The following is a 20,233-nucleotide window of genomic DNA, read 5'->3' as shown; positions in this document are numbered from 1 at the left end:
CTGGTGCCCTGGTGAATCGACGGGTCGCCGGTTTCCAGCAGTCGTCGCCGGGGGACGTCCGGCCGGCGCCCAGAACCGAGACTGTGGTCGCCTGAACGGGCGACTCGCCGGGCGGCAATGCGGAACTCACCGGGCTGGAGCTGGGAACTCGCCGGGCTGGGGGTGGGGACTCGCCGGGCTGGTGCGCGGGTGACCGGCGAGTTGCTATTTCGGGCAGTCGGGTTGCCGTTGGGGGCGCTTGCGGTGTTGGGCTGTTGGCGTGCGACCGGGGGTGAAGCGTCCGAGGGGGACCGGGGGTGGGTCAGGCGGCCTGGGGGAGGCTGTGGGTGCCGGCGGCGCTGCCCTTGCGGCGGAGGCGGTGCAGGAAGGCTAGGACGTGGGCTACGGGGGCGAAGAGGTCGGCGGGGATCTCTTGGCCGATTTCGCACGACTTGTAGAGGGCGCGGGCCAGGGGGACGTCTCGGACGATCGGGACGCGGTGTTCGGCGGCCAGCTCGCGGATCTTGGCGGCTACGGCACCTGCGCCCTTGGCGACTACGCGGGGGGCGCCCTTCTCGGGGTCGTAGCGCAACGCGACGGCGACGTGGGTGGGGTTGGCCATGATCACGTCGGCGTTCGGGACGTCGGACATCATGCGGTTGCGGCTCATGGCCATCTGCCGCGACCGGATGGCGCCCTTGAGCTGCGGGTCGCCCTCGGTGTTCTTGTGCTCGTCGCGCACTTCCTGCTTGGTCATCTTGAGCTCTTTGTTGGTGCGCTTGCGGTTCACGATGTAGTCCGCGCCGGCGAGCACCAGGCCGACGACCGCGGCGGCGCGGATCAGGGTGAGCGCCTTGCCGCCGGCCATCTCGAGCAGGGCTTGCAGGCCGAGCGAACCGGAGCCGGTCACGGCGGGGACGAGGTCCTTGACCACCATGTACAGCACGAGGCCGAGCACCAGGGTCTTGATCAGCGTCTTGGCGCCCTCCCACCAGGACTTCGGGCCGACCAGCCGCTTGAAACCCTGGATCGGGTTGAGCTTCTTGAACTGCGGCTTGAGCAGCTTCGGCGCCGGACGCAACCCGCCCTGCAGGCCGGCCGAGGCCAGGATGGCCAACACCATCGCACCGAGCAGCGGCGCCACCACCATCGCCCCGGCGCGCAACCCGCTGCCCAGAATGGTGAGCGCGGCCCCCGGCTCGGGCCGTTCGATGAAGGCGCCGATCTGGCGCAGCAGGTCCGCGCCGACGTCCAGCAGGCCGCTGAGCATCCCAGGCAGGATGAAGCTCGCCGCGAGGATCGCCACCCAGGCTCCGAGCTCCGGGGTGCGCGCGATGCGCCCTTCCTTCCGGGCATCCTTGAGCTTCTTGGGTGTCGGCTTCTCTGTCTTGTCCTTGCCACTCACGGAGCGATCACCTTCAGCACGGCGTTGGTGGCTTCCTCGGTGATGCTCTGCACCGCCTGCGGCAGCAGGGGAATCGCCAGGCCCACCATGAGCAGCGTGAGCGCGATCTTGGCCGGGAAACCGATGGAGAACGGGTTGAGCGCGGGCGCGATCCGGGTGAGCAGGCCGAGTCCGATGTCGGCGCAGAACAGCACGACGATCAGCGGCCCGGCGATCAGCACGGCGGACAGGAACATCTGGCCGAGCCCGACGGTCAGCATGTCGGCCAACCGGCCGAGGTTGAGCCCACCGTTCAACGGGATCGCGGTGTAGGACAGGGTGAACCCGCGGACCACCAGCTGGTGGGCGTCGGTGGCGAACATCAGCGTGGTGGCCAGCATCCCGTAGAAGCGGCCGAGCACGGCGTTGTTGCCGGAGAAGGACATCGGGTCGAAGGCGAAGGCCATCGAGAACCCGCCGAACAGGTCGAGCAGGTCACCGGCCGCCTGGATCCCGGCGAAGATCACCGCGGTGAGCAGGCCCAGCCCGGCGCCGATGACGACCTGCTCGATGGCGGCGGCGACCACCGCCCAGCTGTCCAGGGAGGGCACATCGGTGGACAGCCGCGGCACCATCGGCAGCACCATGGCGACGGCGAGCATTCCCTTGACGGTCATCGGAATCGCCCGGCCGTTGAACGGCGGGCAGACGATCAGCCAGGCCACCGCGCGGATCGAACCGAGCAGCAGCGCCAGCAGCGCCCCGGGAGCCAGTGTCGCCTGCACGCCGCTCCTATCCGTTGACCAGGCTGGGAATCTGACTGAACAGCGTGGTGGTGAAGGAGACGATCTCGTGCACCATCCAGCTTCCACACACCAGCAGCGCGACCGCGACCCCGACGGCCTTCGGCACGAAGGACAGGGTGACTTCCTGAATCTGGGTCACCGACTGGAACAGCGAGATCGCGAAGCCCACCGCGAGGGCGGTCAGCAGGATCGGCGCGGCGAGCTTGCCGGTGATCAACATGGCCTGAAGGCCCAACTGGATGACCGTTGTGTCGTTCATGACGTCCTCAGGTGTAGGTGCCGACGAGTGCCGTGACTATCAGTCCCCAACCGTTGGCCAGGACGAAAAGCAACAGCTTGAAGGGAAGTGCGACCGTCACCGGGGGCAGCATCATCATGCCCAGTGACATGAGTGAGGCCGAGACCACCATGTCGATCACGAGGAACGGGATGAACAGCACGAAGCCGATCAGCATCGCGGCCCGCAGCTCGGAGAGCACGAACGCCGGCACCAGAGTGGTCAGCGGGACCTCGTCGGCGTTGGCCGGCTTGTCCTGGTCCGCGACCTTGGTGAACAGCGCGATCTCTTCCGGCCGGGTCTGCTTGAGCATGAACTCCCGCAGCGGCTGCACGCCGTCGTTGAACGCCTGGGACTGGGACTTCTCCCCGTTCAGGAAGGGCTGGATGCCCTGCTCGTTCACCGCGGCCGCGGTCGGAGCCATGATGAACAGGCTCAGGAACAACGCGAGGCCGGCGAGCACCTGGTTCGGCGGCACCGAGGTGAGGCCGAGCGCGTTGCGGGTGATGCTCAGCACCACGAAGATCTTGGTGAAGCTGGTGCACAGCAGCAGCAGTGCCGGCGCCACCGAGAGCACGGTGAGCGCGATCAGAATGACCAGGGACTCGCTGGGCTTGTCCGGCGACCCCACGGTGACGGTGACCGCCCCTGGGCCGGCGGGCTCGGCCGGCCCGGCCGGCGCACTCGGCCCGGCGGGCTGGGCGGCGACGGCCGCCACGGTCTCGGCGCCGGCCGGCTGGGCCAGCAGGGAGATCCCGATCAATACACCGGCCAGCACGAGAATGCTGACCACGGCTCGCACGAGCCAGCGCTTACGCGCGGTTGCCACCCCGACGGCAGAAATCATGCGTCACGCACCGACCGTTCCCGTATGGCCACGACGGCCTGCTTCCAGGTCTTGACTGACAGAGCCGATCCGGAAAACTTCGCTCCCGGGGACTTCGACTTCGCCGGCACCATGTCCGGCAGCGCGGGGCTGGCACCGGCCCGCTTGGCCCGGACCGCATCCAGGTCGACCGCGGTGCGCTTGGTCGGCGCCTCGGTGGCGAAGACCTCGGCGCCGGTCTCGTGCAGCAGCCGGATGCCGTGGTCGGTGACCCCGAGCACCAGGGCGGTCTCATCGATCTTGACCACGGCGATGCTGGCGCCCTTGGACAGCTGCGTCCTGGCCACCACGTCGAGGCTGCCGGCCGCCCGGCCGCGAAGCGGCTTGCGGGCGACCTTCGCCAGTACCCACATCACGCCGACGACCAGAACCAGCGCGATGACGACCCGCAGGATCGCCTCCATCAGGCGGACTTCTGGTCGCGGTCGCCGTTGGGCAGGATCTCGGTGATCCGGATGCCGAAGTACTCGTCGATGACCACGATCTCGCCGCGGGCGATCAGCCTGCGGTTGACCAGCACGTCGGCCGGGCTGCCGGCGGTGCGGTCCAGCTCGATCACCGATCCGGTGCTCAGCGAGAGCAGCTCCCGGACGGTCATCGAGGTCCGGCCCAGCTCGACGGTGATCTCCATGTCCACGCCGTGCAGCAGGTCGAAGCCGGCGGCGGCGGGTCCCTTGGCGGGCGCGGGCTCGGCGACCGGCTCGGTGGCGGCCGGAACGACCGCGAGCGAGATCAGGACCGCGGCCTGCGTCGAGTCGCTCGCCAGGAGCGGGACGACGGTCAGGTCGCCTGCGGCGGCCATGGCGACGACCGCGGCGTCCGGCGCCATCTCCTGGCCGGCGGCGGCGTCGGTGCCGAGCACCCCGGCCACCGCGTCCAGCGCCGGTCCGACGGCGGTGGCCAGGTCGAGCTCGCCGAGCGGGCTGTTCCTCAGCGCCTCGACCAGCTCCTGGTTGACCGTGACACCGACGTGGCCGGTCACCGAGCCGGTGAGCGTCGCGACGATGGTGACGCCGCCCGGGATGGCTCCGGCCGACGGGTCGGAAACCGGGGTGCCCACGGTGAGGTTCGCCGCGATCGGCAGAACGCTCAACGCGGCCTCGGCGGCCGACACAGCCACGGCGGTGGGGTTGTTGATCGTTGCGGTCATGCTGGGTTCTCCTCCTGGACGATGTCGACGATGTGGCAGGCAAGCCGGGAACCGCGTTTGGTGGCCTCGGCGTGGCCGAAGACCTGGCCGTCCGCGGTGATCTCAAGGGGACGGTCGACCAGATGACCGAGCGGCACCACGTCGCCGGGGCGCAGCCCGAGCAGCGCGGTGGACTGCATCCGGATCGCGTCGAACCGCACGCTGAGGTCGATCGGCACTTCCTGCAGGCGGTTGCTGAGCAGCTGGTGCGCGGCCTGCCGGGCGGCACGCTCGCTGGCGCTGACCGCGGACTGGTCGTGGTAGCGCTGCAGCGCGGGCAGCAGGCCCTGCAGCGGCAGGCAGAGCGAGACGATGCTGCTCACCTCGCCGACGGTGAGCTCGAAGGAGGCCACCAGCATCGTGTCGGCCGGTCCGCCGCCGAACTGCACCAGCTGGGGGTCGTACTCCAGGGCGCCGAAGGAGGGGTAGATGTCCTCGACGACGGCGAAGGAGTCGCGCAGCTCGGCCAGGATGTCGGTGAGCAGGTCGCGGATCAGCGGCGTCTCGATCTCGGAGAGCTGGCGCTCCGGCTGGGGCAGACCGCCGCTGCCGCCCAGCAGGTGGTCGACGCAGACCATCGCGGTCTCCCGGGACAGCTCCAGCAGCGCGGTGCCGGGCAGCGGTTCCAGGGTCAGCGGCGCGATCACGATGGGCTCGTTGAGGACCGCGACGTGCTCCTCGGCGCTGCTGTGCCGCACCGAGAAGGGCGTCACGCGACACACGACCCGCAGGTTGTAGGTGAGCAGCACGGCGAGCCGGTGCGCGAAGGTCTCGAACACCATGTTCAGCGTGCGCAGGTGCTCACGGGGGAGTTTGGCCGGCCGGAGGAAGTCGTACGAGGACGGCAGCCTGCCGTCGGTGACGAGTCCGCCGGACTTGGGGCCCGGTGCACGACCGGGGCGAGGCGCAGTTGGTGGCACGACCGTCAGATCGGCACTGCCCCCACCGAGCTGAGCGATCCCCGCAGCAGTACCCGAACGGGTGAGCCGCGGTCCATGGGCACGGGCCGCCGGGGCACCTACGGCCGCCGGCGGACCATGCGTTTCGGCAGGTCATCGACCTGCCGTGCTGGCATCGCGCGGCGCCGGGGCCAGCCCAGCCGCCGCGCGATGCCCGATAAGGCGTTGCGCCTACTCACTCCATGACGAACTCGGTGAAGTAGATGTCCATCACGGCGCCCTTGTAGGCGTCGGCGATCTTCTGCTTCAGCGACGCCTTGGACGCCTCGCGGGCGGCGTCACCGGACAGCTCGGCCACCGGCCGGTTGCTGAACTCGCTGACGGCCAGGTCGAGGGCCTTGCTGCCGTCCACCTTGGTCTCGACGTCGATGGTGGCCTGCAGCGCGAGCCGCAGCTTGAGGTAGTGCCCGTCGGTCAGGTTGAGGGTGATCGGCTCCAGCGCGACCACCTCGCCCGGCTCGGGCTCGGCCGGGCCGGACTTGCCGAGGAAGAAGTAGTAGCCACCGCCGCCGGCCAGTGCCAGCACCAGCGCACCGATGATGATGAACAGCTTCTTCTTGCCGAGCGGCTTCTTGTCCGCCTTGCCGGCCTTCTCGTTCTCCATGGCAGCGGTCTCCTTAGTTCGCTTGGGTGTTGCCGGCAATGGACGGCAGCAGCGCCCGCACCTCGGCGGGTTGTTCGGATAGCAGGATGATCTCGACGCGCCGGTTCCTGGTGACCGACTGCGGGTCCGACGGCGGCACGAGGGGACGCTGGTCGGCGTATCCGGTCGCGGTCATCCGGCTGGCGGCCAGGCCGTCCGCGATCAGGTGACGCACCACACTGGACGCCCGGGCCGAGGACAGCTCCCACGAGGTGGGGTAGTTGCGGGTCGGCACCGGCAGCTGGTTGGTGTGCCCGGCGATCTCCATGTGGTTCGGGACCAGACCCAGGATCGGAGCCAGCGCGTTGATGATGCGCTTGCCCTCGGGCAGCAGCTCAGCGCTGTCGCCGGGGAAGACCACGGACGAGGTGATGATGTTCATCACCAGCCCGCGCTCGTCGATGGCGAACCCGACCGAGTTGTCCAGGCCTTCGGCGCGCAGCCGTTCGGTGATCAGCCGTTGCAGCTCCCGCAAGTCCTGCACCTCCTTCTGGGCGGCCTGCTGGTTGCGCGACGCGCGCACCCGGTCGGCGTCGCGCACGGCCTTGGCGGCCGCCGCGGCGTCCAGCTTCTGCATGGAGTCCTGTCCGGCGGGGTTGCCCGCCTGCAGGTCGTCCGGCAACGGGCTCATCCCGTCGGACGCGCCGACCGGCTTCGCCCCGCCGCTGACCACCGCCGGGCTGCCGCCGAACGCGCCGGCCAGGCTGTCCTTGAGCTCCTGGAACTTCTGGGTGTCGACCGTGGACATCGCGAACATGACGATGAACAGCACCATCAGCAGCGTGATCATGTCGGCGTAGGTCAGCAGCCACCGCTCGTGGTTGGCGTGCTCCTCGTCCTCGTGGCCCTTGCGGCGGCTTCGTCTGGCCATCAGGCGGCCTTCTTCGCCGGCGCGGCCGGGGCGGGCTCGGCCGGGACCATGCTGCGCAGCTTCTGGGCCACGAGCCGCGGGTTCAGCCCGGACTGGATGGCCAGCACACCCTCGACGGCGAGATGCATCTGCTCGGCCTCGAGGTCGCTGATCCGCCTGAGCCGGTTGGCCAGCGGCAGCCAGAGGACGTTCGCGGTGAGCACACCCATCAGGGTCGCGACGAACGCGCCCGCGATCAGGTGGCCGAGCTCGGTCGGGTCCGCGAGGTTCTCCAGCACGTGCACCAGGCCGAGCACCGTGCCGATGATGCCGATCGTCGGCGCGAACCCGCCCATGTCGGCGAACAGCTTGGCGCCGACCTTGTCCTGCCTGCGCTTGGTCTCGATCTCAAGCTCGAGGATGTCGCGCAGCTCGTCGGAGTCGACGCCGTCGACGGCCAGCTCCAGGCCGCGACGCAGGAACGGGTCCTGCACCTTCTTGACCTCGTCCTCCAGCGCCAGCATGCCTTCCCGGCGGGCCCGGTCGGCGAGCTTGACCACCGTGTTGATGACGGTGCTGCCCTCGAGTTTCGGAGACGTCATCGCGCGCTTGAACAGCGTCACGATCCCGGCGGTGTCCCGCATCATCCCGCCGGCCATGCCGGCGCCGAGGGTGCCGCCGATCACGAGCAGGATCGGGGGCAGCAGCATGATCGACATCGGGTCGCCGCCCTCGAGCAGCATCGACACGAAGATCGCCAGCAGCGCAATGCCGATCCCTACCAGGCTTGCCGGATCCATCATTGACCCCTCTCGGGCAGGCGCAACACGGTCGCGTCACCCTCCGACGCGGGCTTCGGCCGGCTGGGCGGTCCGGCGGGCGGCTGTTCCTGGTCCTGGACCCGGCTCAGCACCACGGCGCGGTGGTCGCGCATCAGCATGGCTACCTCGTCGAGGGATTGGGCCACCACGTACTTGGCCCCGTTCAGCAAAGTGATAACGGTGTCCGGTGTGGACTCAGCCCGCTCAATCAGGTCAGGATTGAGCGCAAACGGCTGACCGTTGAGTCGGTTGAGCAGTATCACGGGTTTCCGTCCTTGGATTGGCGCGGCCGCGTCCGTGACCGCACACCCAAAAAATCGGCCGGGGCCGGCTCGAAGTGAGCCGAACCCCGGCCACTACCGGGTGGTTATCGCTTGAGGTTCATCAGGTCCTGCAGCAGCTCGTCGGAGGTGCTGATGACCTTGGAGTTGGCCTGGAAGCCACGCTGGGCGATGATCAGACCGGTCAGCTCCGACGCGAGGTCCACGTTGGACATCTCCAGCGCGTTGCTGACCACCTCGCCGGTGCCGTTCTGACCCGCGGTGCCGATCTGCGCGGCACCGGAGTTGATCGTCTCGCGGTACAGCGAGCCGCCGGCCTTCTCCAGGCCGCCGGGGTTGGCGAAGTTGGCCACGGCGAGCTGGCCGATGACCGCGCTGGTGCCGTTGGCCTGCAGGCCGGTCAGCGTGCCGTCGGAGGCCACGCTGAAGCTGCGGTAGATGGACGAGTCCACCACCAGCGGCTGCAGCGGCCCGGCGGTGTTGACCACGCCGGCCACCGCCATCCAGCCCTGGACCAGACCGCCGTCCGGGGTGGTGAGCTGACCGATGGCGTCGAAGTTCATGGCGCCGGCCCGGCTGTAGACCTGCTGGCCGCCCGCGTTGACCACGAACATGCCGTCGCCCTGGATCAGCATGTCCTCGTTGCGGCCGGTGACCTGGGTCGCGCCCTGGGTGAAGTTGGTGTTGATGCCGGCGGTGCGCACGCCGAGGCCGACCTGGGCCGGGTTGGTCGCACCGGTGTTGGCGCCCGGAGCGGTGGCGCCGCGCAGCGTCTGGCTCAGCGCGTCGGCGAAGACCACCTGCGAGGACTTGAACCCGGTCGTGTTCACGTTCGCGATGTTGTTACCGGTCACGTCCATCATCTGCTGGTGACCGCGCAGACCGCTGATGCCGGAGAAGAGCGAACGAAGCATTCTGGTTCCTACTTTCCTGATGTGGTTGTGAACGCTGAGGTCAGCCGGCCTGGCTGATGATCGAGCCCAGGGGGACGTCCGAACCGTCGATCCGCACCGTCGGGGACGTGCCGAAGGTGGCTCCGGTCACCGTCCCGGTCACCCGGGCACCCGCACTGTCCAAGTAATCGACCGTTCGGCCGATCAACCCACTGGCTTGGGATGAGAGCGTCGCCACAAGCAGGTCGCGCTGCGACTGGGCCAGCGCGTTCATCGTGTCCACCTGGGTGAGCTGGGCGGTCTGGGCCATGAAGGTGGTGGCGTCGGACGGCGCGGTGGGGTCCTGGTACCGCAGCTGAGCGACGAGCAGCTTCATGAAGTCGTCGGAAGTCATGCCGGACACCCCCTTCAGGCTCTGCTGGGGCGCGGCCTGCGGGGCGGCGGAGGTGCCGCCGATCGGGCTGGTCATGAATCTCTCCTGGGGTTCAGGCGTGCAGGTCGAGCACGCCGGCGGTACGGGATCGGACAGGCGCCGGGGCGACCGGGTCGGAACCGGTCACCGCGCCGGTGGCCGGCGCGCCGGCCAGGGCGGACCGCAGCCACTGCGTCTGGCGGTGGTCGTCTCTGGCGCCGCCGGTGCCGGTGTTGAGCAGGCACGAGTCGAACCCGGCCCGCTCCAGTTCCCGGCGCAGCTCCGGCAGCGCGGCACGCAGTGCCTCCCGGCCGGCTTCGGTGGCGCCGCCGAGGTCGAGCTGGATGTCCTGGCCGCGCACCTGGGCGGTGACCGTGATCGGACCGAGGTCGACCGGGTGCAGTTGGACGGTCAGCGTGTGCTCGCCGTCGCGGTTGCGCAGCGGGACGATCTCGGCGGACAGCTGCTGCGCGGGTGGCGGGGCGGCGGCCGGTTCGGTCCGGGCCGGCGCCTCGGCGGCGGCGGTGTGCGAGGTGTGGGCCACGGGCGCGGGGAACGTGACGGGCTGGGCCGTCGGAGCGTCCACCGCGGCCGGCGCGGCGGCCGGCTCCGGCGCCGCCTCCGCGACGACCGGCGCCTCGCCGGCCAGCGCGGGCGCAGGCCCGGCGTCCGGCGCGGCCGGGACCGAGGTGGTCTCGGCGCCCTCCGCACGAGCCGCGGTGGGCTCGGCCGGGGCGGCGGGTCCCGCGGTGACCGGCGCGGTCACCGGGGTTGCCGGGGCGGCGGGCGCGGCGGGCACACTGGCATCGCCGGCGGATGTCGCGGCTTCGTGGGCGAGTGGGCCGCCGGCCGTCCCGGGCGCGACCTCCAGCCACAGCGGTTCGCCCGGGACAGCCGACGGGTCTGTGGGGTGGTCGGCGACCACCTGGTTGGGCGCACCGGGCGCGAGCGGGCTCGCCGGGGCGGGCACCGGGAACGCGGCCGGGGCAGCGGGCGCCGAGCCGACAGCCGGCGGAGCACCGGCCGGCAGACCGGCCGGCGCCGTGCCGATCGCGGCGGCCTGGTCCTGCGCGGTCCCGGCGGTGGACACGGCGGTGGGCACGGCGGTGGGCATGGCGACCACCGGAGTGCCGGTCAGGGCCAGCAGCAGCGACTCGAACGCGGCGGAGGTCTCGGTGGAGGTCTCGCCCGCGGCGTCGGCCGGGGCGGCGGGGGCGCCGGGAACCGCCGGGGTGCGTACGGCGATGGGCAGCGTCATGCGGCGGCTCCTGTGCTCAGCGTGGCCATGATCTTGCGCACGTAGTTCTGGGTCTCCTGGTAGGGCGGGATGCCGCCGTGGCGCTGCACCGCTCCCGGCCCGGCGTTGTAGGCGGCGAGCGCCAGCGGGACCGAGCCGAACTTGCCCAGGTGGCCCTTCAGCAGCCGGGCGGCACCGTCGACGGCCTGAGCCGGGTCGAACGGGTTGACCCCGAGCCCGGCCGCGGTCGCGGGCATCAGCTGCATCAGGCCCCGGGCACCGGCTCCGCTGACCGCGTTCGGGTTGTAGCCCGACTCGGCCTTGGCGACGGCGGACAGCAGCCCCTGCGGGAGGTCGTACTTCGCCGTCGCCGTCGAGAACAGGTCGGCGAAGGCGCCGGACTGGCCGGCGAGCGCCGGGGCGGCGACCGCGCCGGCCGCCGGGGCGTCCGGCAGCACCCGTCGGATCGCCGACGGCGTCTCGTAGACGTTCTGGATCCGCACCTTCGCGCCCGGTTCCGGCGCGTGGATCATCTTGCCGTCGCCGACGTAGATGCCGATGTGGTGCACCGGGCTGCCGAAGGCGAGCAGGTCACCGGGCTTGGCCTGGTCCAGGCCGGACACCGGCTGGCCGACCTTGGCCTGGTCCCGGCTCACCCGGGGCAGCGTCACGCCGAGGTCGGCGTAGGTGCGCTGGACCAGGCCGGAGCAGTCCAGGCCCTTGTTCGGGTCGGTGCCGCCCCACACGTAGGGCACGCCGAGGTACTTCTGCGCGCCGGCGACCACGTCCGCGCCGCTCACGCCGTCCTTGCCGACCAGGCCGGTGACGCCGTTGCCGCCCGCCTGGCCCAGCGCCGAGTTGAACAGGGTGGCGAAGTCGCCACCGGAGCGGGTCGACGACGCGACCGGCGGGGTCTGGGCCGGCAGCAGCGCGTGCAGCTCACGCATCCGGCTGGCGATCTCGGTGATGCCGTTCACAGGCTCTCCCCCGCGTGCCGCACGGTGGCCAGGTCATCGATGGCCCGCTGCTCGGTGGCCAGCTCGTTCTGCCGGTGCACCGCGGCCGCCCGCTCGACCAGCTTCTCGACGCTGCGCCGGCGCTGGGCAGCGGCGCGCAGCAGGTCCCGGCGCTCGTCCGCCTCGACCCGCGCGGACTGCTCGGCGTGGGTCGCGTCCTGCAGCGCCTGGGCCAGCGCCCGGCCGGCCGCGACGGACGCCAGAAAGGCCGTGTTCGACACGTTGTCCGGGCCGGACCAGCCGTCCAGCGACCCGGCCCGCTCGGCAGTACGCCGGCTGGCGTGTGCCACCTCGGCGTTGGCCCGGGCGACGTCGCCACGGGCGACGTCCTCCTGGACCCGCCGGGCGCGCAGCACGGCACCGAGTCTCGACGCGACGCTCACCTAGTTGCTCCCCTCGTGCAGCAGGCTGTGCAACTCCCGCCAGGACTGCTCGGCGGGCACCTGCTCGCCGACTTCCTGACGCAAGAACTCGTTGATCTGCGGCCACAGGGCCAGCGCGCGGTCGGCGTCCGGGTTGGTGCCGGCCACGTACGCGCCGATCTCCACCAGCTCGCGGACGTCCCGCCGGGCGGCCATCAGCCGGCGCAGCAGATGCATGTCGGAGCGCTGCTCCGGCGTGGTGACCGCTCCGGTCACCCGGGAGATCGACTCGAGCACCTCGATGCTCGGGAAGTGCCCGGCGGTGGCCAGCTTGCGGTCCAGCACGACGTGACCGTCCAGGATGGACCGCGCGGCGTCGGCGATCGGCTCGTTGTGGTCGTCACCCTCGACCAGCACCGTGTACAGCCCGGTGATGCTGCCGGTCGGCGCCGGACCCGCCCGCTCGAGCAGGGTCGGCAGCAGGGCGAACACCGACGGCGGGAAGCCGCGGGTGGCCGGCGGCTCGCCGGCGGAAAGTCCGACCTCGCGCTGGGCCATGGCGATCCGGGTCAGGCTGTCCATCATCAACAGCACCTCGGAGCCCTGGTCGCGGTACCACTCGGCGATGCGGGTGGCCACGAATCCGGCACGCAGCCGCACCAGCGGCGGCTGGTCGGAGGTGGCCACGATGACCACCGAACGGGCCAGGCCCTCGGGGCCGAGGTCGTGCTCGAGGAACTCCCGGACCTCGCGACCGCGCTCGCCGATCAGGGCGACCACGTTGATCTCGGCGGTGGTGCCCCGGGCGATCATGGAAAGCAGGCTGGACTTGCCGACGCCGGACCCGGCGAAGATCCCGAGCCGCTGGCCCTGGCCGACCGGCACGGTCGTGTCCAGGGCGCGCACGCCGAGCTGCATGGGCGAGCGGATCAGGTCACGCTCGAGCGCCGACGGCGGCGCGAGCTCGACCGAGACCCGGTGGCCGTCGGTCAGCGGCGGGCCGCCGTCCATCGGCCGGCCCAGACCGTCGAGCACCCGGCCGCGCAGCGAGTTCCCCACGGTGATCTGCAGCGGGCGGCCGGTGTTGTGCACCGGGTTTCCGATGCCGACGCCGCTCAGTGGGCCGAGCGGCAGGCACACCACCCGGTCGCCGTCCAGCGAGACCACCTCGGCCAGCAGTTCCTGGGTGTTGCCGCCGATCCGGAGCATGTCCCCGAGGCGGGCCGGCACGCCGGACACCGACACGGCCAGCCCCACCACACCGACCACCTGTCCGACCACCCGTGGCCCGGCCGCGGCGATCCCCGCGGTGAGCCGGTCGTTCAGGATTGCGGTCATGCCACCAACTCCGCTCGGACTCGTTGCAGCGCACCGGAGACGGTCGCCTCGACGGTGCTCACCTTGTTCTGGGCGACGGCGTCGCCCCTGGCGACCTCAGGATCGGCAACGAACGTCACTTCATGAGCGCCGGAGGGCGGCAAGTCGCCGGCGTCGGTCAGCTCGGCCAGGTCCTCCGGGTTGAGCCGCACGATCACCGCCGGGCCGGCCGGCAGCTGGGCCAGTGCCCGGGCCACCGCGGTCCGGGTGGCCCCGAGCACGTCGGCCGACAGCTCCGCGCCGACGATGGCCTCGGCCAGGTCGATCGCGGCGGCCAGGATGAGCTCGGAGAGCTCCTCGGACCGCTGCACGGTGATCTCGCGGATCCGGCCGGCGGCGGCGGACATCGCCGCCATGGCCCGCTCGACCCGCTCGTCGCGCTGGCGCAGCGTGTGCTCCAGCTCCCGCTCGGCACGCTGCCGGGCGGCGATCGTGCTCTCCCTGGCCTCGCGCATGCCCTGGGCCCAACCGATGGCATAGCCCTCGTCGCGCGCGGCGTTGCGCGGCGAACCCTTGACCGGCGTGCCGGTCTTCATCGTGGTGAGCTGGTACGGCACGGCGGTGTCGGCCTTCTCGCGCGGCACCACGACCGCGGCACCCCACTCAGTCAACGAACTGGTCCTCGTCGCCTCGCCGCAGCACGAGCTGCCCGGAGTCCTCGAGGCTCCGGATCACACCGATGATCTTCGCCTGGGCTTCCTCGACGGTGCGCAGCCGGATCGCGCCGAGCAGCTGGATCTCCTCGATCAGGTTCTCCGCGGCACGCTCGGACAGGTTCTTGGTGACCTTGTCCCGCACGTCCTCGCTCACGCCCTTCAGCGCGGTGGCCAGGTCCTTCGGCTCCACCTGGCGCAGCAGCAGCTGCACCGAGCGGTCGTCGATGGTGACCAGGTCCTCGAACATGAACATCTGGCTGCGGATCTCCTCGGCCAGTTCCGGGGACCGCTCGGTCAGACCCTCCAGAATGGACCGTTCGGTGACCCGGTCGGACCGGTTGATGATGTCCACCAGAGGCTTGACGCCGCCGATCGTGGACAGGTCACTGGGCTGCAGCAGCGAGGAGACCTTGCGCTCGATGATGGCCTCGACCTTGCGGACCACCTCGGGCGAGGTACGGCCCATCGTCGCCACCCGCAGCGCGACGTCGCTCTGCCGCTCGGCCGACAGGCCGGACAGCACCAGCGAGGCGAGCTGGGCCGGCATGTGCGCGACGACCAGCGCGACGGTCTGCGGGTGCTCGTCGGTCAGGAAGGACAGCACCTGGCGCGGGTCGGCCCGCTGCAGCGAGCGGAACGGTGCCTCCAGCATGCTGGCGCCGATCCGGCCGACGATCTCCTCGGCCCGCTCCGCGCCGAGCGTCTGCACCAGCAGGTCGCGGGCGTAGTCGATGCCGCCGTGCGCGATGTGCTTGCGGGCCCTGGCCATGTCGTGGAACTCTTCGAGTACCGCGCTGGTGACCGAGCGGTCCACGGTGCCGAGCCGGACGATCTCCGCCGACAGCGCCTCGACCTCGGGCTCCCGGAGCTGGGCCATCAGCTTGGCCGAGCCCTCCCTGCCCATCTGCACCAGCAGCACCGCCGCCTTGCGCAGCCCCGCGTTGGAAACGCTTCGCACGTCCGATGTCATGGCTCAGGCTCCCGTCGTCGTCAGCCAGCTGCGGAGCAGCCGGGCGACCTCATCCGGTGACTCGTCGACCAGTGCCTCGATCTCCTTGAGCTTGTGCTCCTCGGGACCGGTGTCCGGCTCGACCGGACCGGCTGCGGCCAGGGCCGCCTGCTGGTGGTTGTTTTCCATGATCTTGGCCTGCTGCTTGGCAGCGGCGATCTCCTCGGCGATGCGCTTGCGCTCCAGGTCCGCCTTGAGCTCCTCGAGCTTGCGCAGCTCGGCCCGGTTGACCGCGTTGCGCTTGCGCCGGCGCCGGGCCGTGAGCCAGGTGATCAGCAGGACCAGCAGCACACCCAGCGCCACGATCCCGGTCTTGAGCAGACCGAACAGCTCGTTGCGCTCCTCGGCGGCCTGCGCCTGTGCCTGCGCCTGCTCGTTCTGCGCCGCGACGGTCTCGTCGAACGGCATCGCCGAGACGGCGATCGTGTCACCGCGGGTGGTGTCCAGGCCGACGGCGGAGCGGGCCAGGTTCTCCACGGCTCCCAGGTCGACGTTCCTCGCGGCGGTCTCGTCGATCAGCACCGCGACGCCCAGCTTGCGCACCTTGCCGGGCGCGGACTTGCGGGTCTCGATGACCGAGTTGACCGCGTTGTCCCGGACTGCCTTCTGCTGCTGGTAGGTCCCGTCGCCACCGGCGCCGCCGTTGGTGCCGTTGATCTGGCCGAGCAGGCCGCCTGCGCCCGTGCCGCCGTTGCCGGTGTACGTCTCGTTGGTGGTGCTCTCCGAGAGCGGGTCGGCGTTGGGGTCGCTGGTGTAGGTCTGGCTCTTGGTCTCGGCCTGGTCGAAGTCCAGGTCCGCGGTGATCCGAACCACCGCGTGGTTGGCGCCGACGAGCTGGGTCACCATCTGCTGCACCGAGTTGCTCATGCGCTGCTCGAATGCCGACGTCTGCTGCTCGCGGCCGCCACTGGCGCCGGCACCGGTCTGTCCGGGGGCGGCGAGCACGGTACCGGCCGCGTCGGCGACGGTGACGTCGTCGGGGTCCAGACCCTCCACACTGGACGCGACCAGGTTGACCACGGTCTGCACCTGGTCGGTGGAAAGCTGCTTGCCACCGGCCGTCTGCACCATCACCGCGGCGGTGGGCCGGCTGTCCTTGTCGGAGAACACGTCCTTCTTGGGGATGGCCAGGTGCACGCTGGCCGAGGAGACGCCGTCGATCGACTTGATCGTCTTGGTCAGCTCGCCTTCCAGCGCCCGCTGGTAACCCACCTGCTGCATGAACTCGGAGGTGGTCACGCCCTGCTGGTCCAGCAGCGCGTATCCGGTGTCAGTGTCGGCCGGCAGTCCGGCCGAGCTCATCTGCAACCGGAGCTGGTATACCTGGTCCTTGGGCACCATGATGGTCTGACCGCCGTCGGTCAGCTCATAGGGGGTGCCGGCCGCGTCCAGCTTCTCCACGATGGCCCCGGCGTCCTTGGACGCCAGGTTGGAGAACAGCGGCGAGTAGTCCGGAGTGGACGACCAGCTGATGAACAGGAACGCGCCAAGCCCGATGGCGATGACACTGGCCAGCACGACAATCTTCTGGCCAAGAGAGAAAGCTTTGAAACCGTCGACCACTCGGCGGCCCAGCGCCAGGAAGCGATCAGGGTTCATGCCTGCATCCTCATGATCTCGTTGAACGCGTCGACGGCCTTATTGCGAATCGCGACCGTGAGCTGGGTGGTCAGGGAAGCCTCGGTGGCGGCGGCGAGATAGTCCTGCGCGTCGGCCAGATCGCCGCTGGCCGCCTGGACGGCCAACTCGTCTGCCCGGTTCTGCACCTGCTGGGTGTGGTTGATGGCCTTGCCGATCACGTCACCGAACGAGGCTCCGGCGCCGGAGCGCGTCTCGGTCGACGGGTCGGTGGCCGTGATGGCGGCGAGCGGGGCCGGCGGGCCGGCCACGGCGCCGATGGCGGCGATCGGGCTGCTCATACGTTCTTCCCTAGGTTCAGCGCGGCCTGGTAGGAGTTGCTGGCCCGTTCGGCGGCGGCGACGTTGGCCTGGTAACCGCGCTGGGCCATGATCAGGTAGCCCATCTGGTCGGCCAGGTCCATGTCCGGGACCTTGACGTTGCCCTGCTCGTCGGCCAGAGGGTGGTTCGGGTCGTAGACCAGCCGGCCGGCCGGGTCGCCGTTCTCGATGCCGGTCACCGTGACCCCGCCGCCCTCGACCGCCGAGGCGCGCACGAAGCGCTCCTGGAACGCGTCGCCGTTCGTCGGGGAGACGTTGTTGATGTTGGCGATGTTGTCGGACACCGCGTCGAGCCACTTGCGGTGCACGGACACGCCGGTGGTGGCGATGTGGATGCTGTCGAACATGGTTACCTGATGCCCTTCAAGACGGTGCTGACCAGACCGAACTTGTCGTCGAGCGCACGGAGCATGAGCTGGTAGCGCAGACCGGTGTCCATACTGGACATGGTTTCCTCGTCCAGGTTGACGTTGTTGCCGTCCTGCCGCGCGGCGAGCGGGGAGGCGGTGACCGTCGGCGAGACCCGCGGCGAGGAGTCGCCGGACTCCACGGCGCTGCGCAGCGCGGACTCGAACTCGACCCGGCTGGCGGTGAAGCCCGGGGTCTGGATGTTGGCGATGTTGTTGGCGGACACGCGCTGGCGAGCGGCCAGCCCGGTCAACGCCGATCGCACGGCGCTGGATGCGAGGTCGTCGAACACGACGTAGCTCCTTGGTCGTTTCCTGGGCGCCGATCCGTGGCTGTCAGGGCTGAGCTGTCCGTGCTCCTACCGATGCGATCGGCGGGCGTGCCTCGCGGTTGAGCGGATTTTCGTTACCGTCCTGTGCGGACGGTCACATGGCACTGGCTTCATCGCACCGTTACCGGGTGGGCATCTTGGCCAGGCACGCCGACCAAGTCACATGGCACTGGCTCATCGCTCCGTTACCGGTGGGCATCTTGGCCAGGCACGCCGACCAAGTCACATGGCACAGTCGACGTAGTTCGGACGGGGAGCCTCTTGCCCACGGTCGATCCGGCCGAGCACGGCTACCTGCCGGGCCGTTCCGGTCATCACCGCGGCGAGGCGCTCCGCGACCGCCAGCTGGCGGGCGAGCACCTGGTCGGCGCGCGGACGCAGGTCGACCGGCAGTGGTCCGATCCCGGCCGGCGGCTGCCACGGCGCGGCCGGCGGCAGCTCACGCAGCAGGTGGTCCTCGGCGAGCAGTGCCTCGGCCGAGGCCACGTCACTCTCGAGCCGGTCCAGCGCCGCCGCCCAGGCCCCCTGCCAGGAGGTGGATGTCCGCTGGCTCATGTCGCTCACGCCAGCGCGCGGTGGTCGGCGGGCGGCGCCTGGTTGTCCACGGCGGCCCGCCAGGTGTCGCGCAGCGGGCGCACGGTGTCCAGGCAGGCGGTGACCCGGCCGGCCTCCTGGCGGATGTTGGCCTTCATCAGCTCGGTGAGCAGGAAGGTGTAGATGGCGGCGAGGTTCTGCGCGCCGTCCCAGGCGTCGGTGCGCAGCGAGCCGCGCAGCTCCATCAGGATCTCCTGGGCGTGCACCAGGGCGGCCGAAGCGGCCTCCCGGTCACCCGCGGTCAGCGCGGCCTCGGCTCGTTCCAGGTCCAGGCAGAGCCGGTCGTAGAGCATGACCAGCAGTCGCGCCGGGGAGGCCGTGGCGACCGAGTCCGTCAGGTAGCGCATCCGCACGGGTGCCGACATGGTGGTGTTCCTCACTCCGGGTCGGGTCTACTAGCTCAGGCCGGCGAGCTGGCCGGCGAGCCAGTTGGACTGATCCTTCAGCTTGCCGAGGGTTACCTCCAGGCCCGAGTACTGCCGCTGGAGGGCCACCTTCTTGGCGGCCAGCCGGGAGTCCCAGCTGAAGATCTCCTTGTTCATCCGGCGCAGCGAGGTCTCGACGCCCTGGATCGCCTCGGTGAGCCGCCCGCCGACCGGGTCGGTGGCCTCTTTGGCGATGGTCTCGAATGTCTTGGCGAACCCGGCGTTCACGTCCGCCTGCACCTTGGCCGGGTCGGCCTGGTAGGCGGCGAGGAACTTCTCCCTGTCGAACTTCAGGTTTCCGTTGCGTTCCAGCTGCACGCCCACGGTGCTCAGGCTGGTCGGCGGGTTGCCGGGACCGGTGCTGATGCCGGAGCTGACGGCGGACTGCAGCTGCGTGCGCAGGCCGCGGGCGAGCGCGTTGGAGTCCAGCGGACCGGAGGTCTTCGCGGTGGCGCCGTGGACGCTCTTCAGGTTGATCTCGGAGATCGAGCTGTTGATCGCGCCCACCAGGGCCTGCATCGCGTCGGCGAGCTTGTTCACGTCCTGCGCCGAGGTCACCGTGACACCGGCGGCGACCTTGTTGGCCTTGACGGTGACGCCGGGAATCAGGTCCTTGAACGTGTTGTCGGCGCTGGTGACCCGGTGCGTGCCGACGGCGATCTCGGCGTCGGCACCCTGGGTCTGCACGACGACCGGGTCGGTCAGGCCGGCGATGGTGAACTCACTGGCGGCGCCGGTGGTCTGCGCCGAGAACTGCAGCACCGGGCCGGTGGTGGTGTTCAGCACCGCGGCGCGCACGCCGGTCTTCGCGGCGTTGATGGCGTCCGCCACCCCCTGGGCGGTGTTGGTGGTGACCGTGATCGTGGTGGTCTTGCCACCGATGGTCAGGTCGAGCGTGCCGCCTGCGGCCGGTGTCCCGGTGCCGGGCACGGTGCTGGTGGCGACGTGCGCGGCGGCGAGCCGGAGCACGTCGAAGGTCGTGGAGCCGGCCACACCGGTGGCCCCGGCCGAGGCGGTGACCGCGTCGCTCGAGGCGGACGCGGTCACCGCCTGCCAGGTCGAGGCGGTGGTGAGCGTCTGGGCGGCATTGCGCACGGCCATCATGCGCGCGTTGATCGCCTGATAGGCGCTCTGCACCGTCTGCTGGGCGCTGACCTGGCTCTTCAGCCTGGTCTGAGGTGCGGCCTCGAGTTGCATCAACTGCGAGATGATCGAGGTGGTGTCCAGTCCAGTGACCAGACCGTCGACACTAGCCATGGTTGATCATCTCCTTCGGCGTATCAAAAACCAGGCGGACCGGGCGGGGTCGGGGTATTCCCGCCCGGTCCATGTATCACTGGGCTACTCAGCCACGCAGCAGCTGCAGCACCGACTGGGGCGCGCTGTTGGCCTGGGCCAGCATCGACGTGCCCGCGTTCGACAGGATCTGCGACCGGGTGAACTTCACCATCTCCATGGCCATGTCGGTGTCGGTGATGGC

At 70.4% G+C, this 20,233-nt stretch carries 27 protein-coding genes; all 27 read right to left on the bottom strand.

The window, feature by feature from the left end; all coding sequences use genetic code 11:
- Positions 1-301 precede the first annotated feature (301 nt).
- The 27 genes from VFO68_RS30735 to VFO68_RS30605 all read right to left on the bottom strand — a co-directional run bounded on the left by VFO68_RS30735 (position 302) and on the right by VFO68_RS30605 (position 20,230).
- The gene (locus VFO68_RS30735; RefSeq protein ID WP_325161913.1) at positions 302-1,384 is read right to left on the bottom strand and encodes an EscU/YscU/HrcU family type III secretion system export apparatus switch protein; all 1,083 of its coding nucleotides are present in this window, start codon (positions 1,382-1,384) and stop codon (positions 302-304) included.
- Entirely contained in the window at positions 1,381-2,148 is a 768-nt protein-coding gene (locus VFO68_RS30730) for a flagellar biosynthetic protein FliR (RefSeq protein ID WP_325161912.1), read from the bottom strand. Before VFO68_RS30730 ends, VFO68_RS30735 begins: the two co-directional genes overlap by 4 nt.
- Before the next feature lie 7 nt (positions 2,149-2,155).
- Positions 2,156-2,428: a flagellar biosynthetic protein FliQ gene (locus tag VFO68_RS30725; protein ID WP_325161911.1), complete on the bottom strand. Its 273-nt coding sequence runs from the start codon at positions 2,426-2,428 to the stop codon at positions 2,156-2,158.
- A gap of 7 nt (positions 2,429-2,435) precedes the next feature.
- A complete protein-coding gene (gene fliP / locus VFO68_RS30720; protein WP_325161910.1) occupies positions 2,436-3,293 on the bottom strand; it encodes a flagellar type III secretion system pore protein FliP in 858 nt (285 codons plus the stop codon).
- A complete protein-coding gene (gene fliO, locus VFO68_RS30715; RefSeq protein WP_325161909.1) occupies positions 3,290-3,736 on the bottom strand; it encodes a flagellar biosynthetic protein FliO in 447 nt (148 codons plus the stop codon). Before fliO ends, fliP begins: the two co-directional genes overlap by 4 nt.
- Positions 3,736-4,482: a flagellar motor switch protein FliN gene (gene fliN / locus VFO68_RS30710; RefSeq protein WP_325161908.1), complete on the bottom strand. Its 747-nt coding sequence runs from the start codon at positions 4,480-4,482 to the stop codon at positions 3,736-3,738. Before fliN ends, fliO begins: the two co-directional genes overlap by 1 nt.
- Entirely contained in the window at positions 4,479-5,441 is a 963-nt protein-coding gene (locus VFO68_RS30705; RefSeq protein ID WP_325161907.1) for a flagellar motor switch protein FliM, read from the bottom strand. The genes fliN and VFO68_RS30705 overlap by 4 nt, the downstream gene beginning before the upstream one ends.
- Before the next feature lie 214 nt (positions 5,442-5,655).
- Positions 5,656-6,084: a flagellar basal body-associated FliL family protein gene (locus VFO68_RS30700; protein WP_325161906.1), complete on the bottom strand. Its 429-nt coding sequence runs from the start codon at positions 6,082-6,084 to the stop codon at positions 5,656-5,658.
- Positions 6,085-6,097: 13 nt separating this feature from the next.
- On the bottom strand, positions 6,098-6,994 hold the full coding sequence (locus VFO68_RS30695) for a flagellar motor protein MotB (protein WP_325161905.1): 897 nt from the start codon (positions 6,992-6,994) through the stop codon (positions 6,098-6,100).
- Positions 6,994-7,773: a flagellar motor protein gene (locus VFO68_RS30690; RefSeq protein ID WP_325161904.1), complete on the bottom strand. Its 780-nt coding sequence runs from the start codon at positions 7,771-7,773 to the stop codon at positions 6,994-6,996. Before VFO68_RS30690 ends, VFO68_RS30695 begins: the two co-directional genes overlap by 1 nt.
- Positions 7,773-8,057 carry a flagellar FlbD family protein gene (locus VFO68_RS30685; protein ID WP_325161903.1) on the bottom strand — a complete coding sequence of 95 codons (285 nt, stop codon included), beginning with the start codon at positions 8,055-8,057 and terminating at the stop codon, positions 7,773-7,775. Before VFO68_RS30685 ends, VFO68_RS30690 begins: the two co-directional genes overlap by 1 nt.
- 104 nt (positions 8,058-8,161) lie before the next feature.
- Positions 8,162-8,989, bottom strand: a complete 828-nt coding sequence (locus VFO68_RS30680; RefSeq protein WP_325161902.1) for a flagellar hook-basal body complex protein — start codon at positions 8,987-8,989, stop codon at positions 8,162-8,164.
- 40 nt (positions 8,990-9,029) lie between these two features.
- Complete coding sequence (locus VFO68_RS30675) at positions 9,030-9,437, bottom strand: flagellar hook capping FlgD N-terminal domain-containing protein (RefSeq protein ID WP_325161901.1); 408 nt, start codon at positions 9,435-9,437, stop codon at positions 9,030-9,032.
- A 16-nt stretch (positions 9,438-9,453) separates the two neighbouring features.
- Positions 9,454-10,638 carry a flagellar hook-length control protein FliK gene (locus VFO68_RS30670; protein WP_325161900.1) on the bottom strand — a complete coding sequence of 395 codons (1,185 nt, stop codon included), beginning with the start codon at positions 10,636-10,638 and terminating at the stop codon, positions 9,454-9,456.
- A complete protein-coding gene (locus VFO68_RS30665; RefSeq protein ID WP_325161899.1) occupies positions 10,635-11,594 on the bottom strand; it encodes a transglycosylase SLT domain-containing protein in 960 nt (319 codons plus the stop codon). The genes VFO68_RS30670 and VFO68_RS30665 overlap by 4 nt, the downstream gene beginning before the upstream one ends.
- Positions 11,591-12,016: a flagellar FliJ family protein gene (locus tag VFO68_RS30660; protein WP_325161898.1), complete on the bottom strand. Its 426-nt coding sequence runs from the start codon at positions 12,014-12,016 to the stop codon at positions 11,591-11,593. Before VFO68_RS30660 ends, VFO68_RS30665 begins: the two co-directional genes overlap by 4 nt.
- The gene (locus VFO68_RS30655) at positions 12,017-13,333 is read right to left on the bottom strand and encodes a FliI/YscN family ATPase (RefSeq protein ID WP_325161897.1); all 1,317 of its coding nucleotides are present in this window, start codon (positions 13,331-13,333) and stop codon (positions 12,017-12,019) included.
- A complete protein-coding gene (locus VFO68_RS30650; protein WP_325161896.1) occupies positions 13,330-13,983 on the bottom strand; it encodes a FliH/SctL family protein in 654 nt (217 codons plus the stop codon). The genes VFO68_RS30655 and VFO68_RS30650 overlap by 4 nt, the downstream gene beginning before the upstream one ends.
- Positions 13,976-14,986: a flagellar motor switch protein FliG gene (gene fliG / locus VFO68_RS30645; protein ID WP_325161895.1), complete on the bottom strand. Its 1,011-nt coding sequence runs from the start codon at positions 14,984-14,986 to the stop codon at positions 13,976-13,978. Before fliG ends, VFO68_RS30650 begins: the two co-directional genes overlap by 8 nt.
- A 15-nt stretch (positions 14,987-15,001) precedes the next feature.
- Positions 15,002-16,636 carry a flagellar basal-body MS-ring/collar protein FliF gene (gene fliF, locus VFO68_RS30640; RefSeq protein WP_325161894.1) on the bottom strand — a complete coding sequence of 545 codons (1,635 nt, stop codon included), beginning with the start codon at positions 16,634-16,636 and terminating at the stop codon, positions 15,002-15,004.
- A complete protein-coding gene (locus VFO68_RS30635) occupies positions 16,633-16,956 on the bottom strand; it encodes a flagellar hook-basal body complex protein FliE (RefSeq protein ID WP_325161893.1) in 324 nt (107 codons plus the stop codon). Before VFO68_RS30635 ends, fliF begins: the two co-directional genes overlap by 4 nt.
- Positions 16,953-17,342, bottom strand: a complete 390-nt coding sequence (locus VFO68_RS30630; RefSeq protein WP_325161892.1) for a flagellar basal body rod C-terminal domain-containing protein — start codon at positions 17,340-17,342, stop codon at positions 16,953-16,955. The genes VFO68_RS30635 and VFO68_RS30630 overlap by 4 nt, the downstream gene beginning before the upstream one ends.
- A gap of 2 nt (positions 17,343-17,344) precedes the next feature.
- A complete protein-coding gene (flgB, locus tag VFO68_RS30625; RefSeq protein ID WP_325161891.1) occupies positions 17,345-17,695 on the bottom strand; it encodes a flagellar basal body rod protein FlgB in 351 nt (116 codons plus the stop codon).
- A 261-nt stretch (positions 17,696-17,956) separates the two neighbouring features.
- On the bottom strand, positions 17,957-18,289 hold the full coding sequence (locus VFO68_RS30620; RefSeq protein ID WP_325161890.1) for a hypothetical protein: 333 nt from the start codon (positions 18,287-18,289) through the stop codon (positions 17,957-17,959).
- 5 nt (positions 18,290-18,294) lie between these two features.
- Positions 18,295-18,693, bottom strand: coding sequence for a flagellar export chaperone FliS (gene fliS, locus VFO68_RS30615; protein WP_325161889.1), 399 nt, complete (start codon positions 18,691-18,693; stop codon positions 18,295-18,297).
- A 30-nt stretch (positions 18,694-18,723) separates the two neighbouring features.
- Positions 18,724-20,010, bottom strand: a complete 1,287-nt coding sequence (gene fliD / locus VFO68_RS30610; RefSeq protein WP_325161888.1) for a flagellar filament capping protein FliD — start codon at positions 20,008-20,010, stop codon at positions 18,724-18,726.
- Positions 20,011-20,098: 88 nt separating this feature from the next.
- On the bottom strand, positions 20,099-20,230 hold the full coding sequence (locus tag VFO68_RS30605) for a flagellin (RefSeq protein WP_325161914.1): 132 nt from the start codon (positions 20,228-20,230) through the stop codon (positions 20,099-20,101).
- Positions 20,231-20,233: the final 3 nt, after the last annotated feature.

The organism is Actinophytocola sp. (genome assembly GCF_035712165.1).
Classification (GTDB): Bacteria; Actinomycetota; Actinomycetes; order Mycobacteriales; family Pseudonocardiaceae; genus DASYTH01.
The sequence above is the reverse complement of the archived record's forward strand: the minus strand, read 5'-3'. Positions and strand labels throughout refer to the sequence as shown.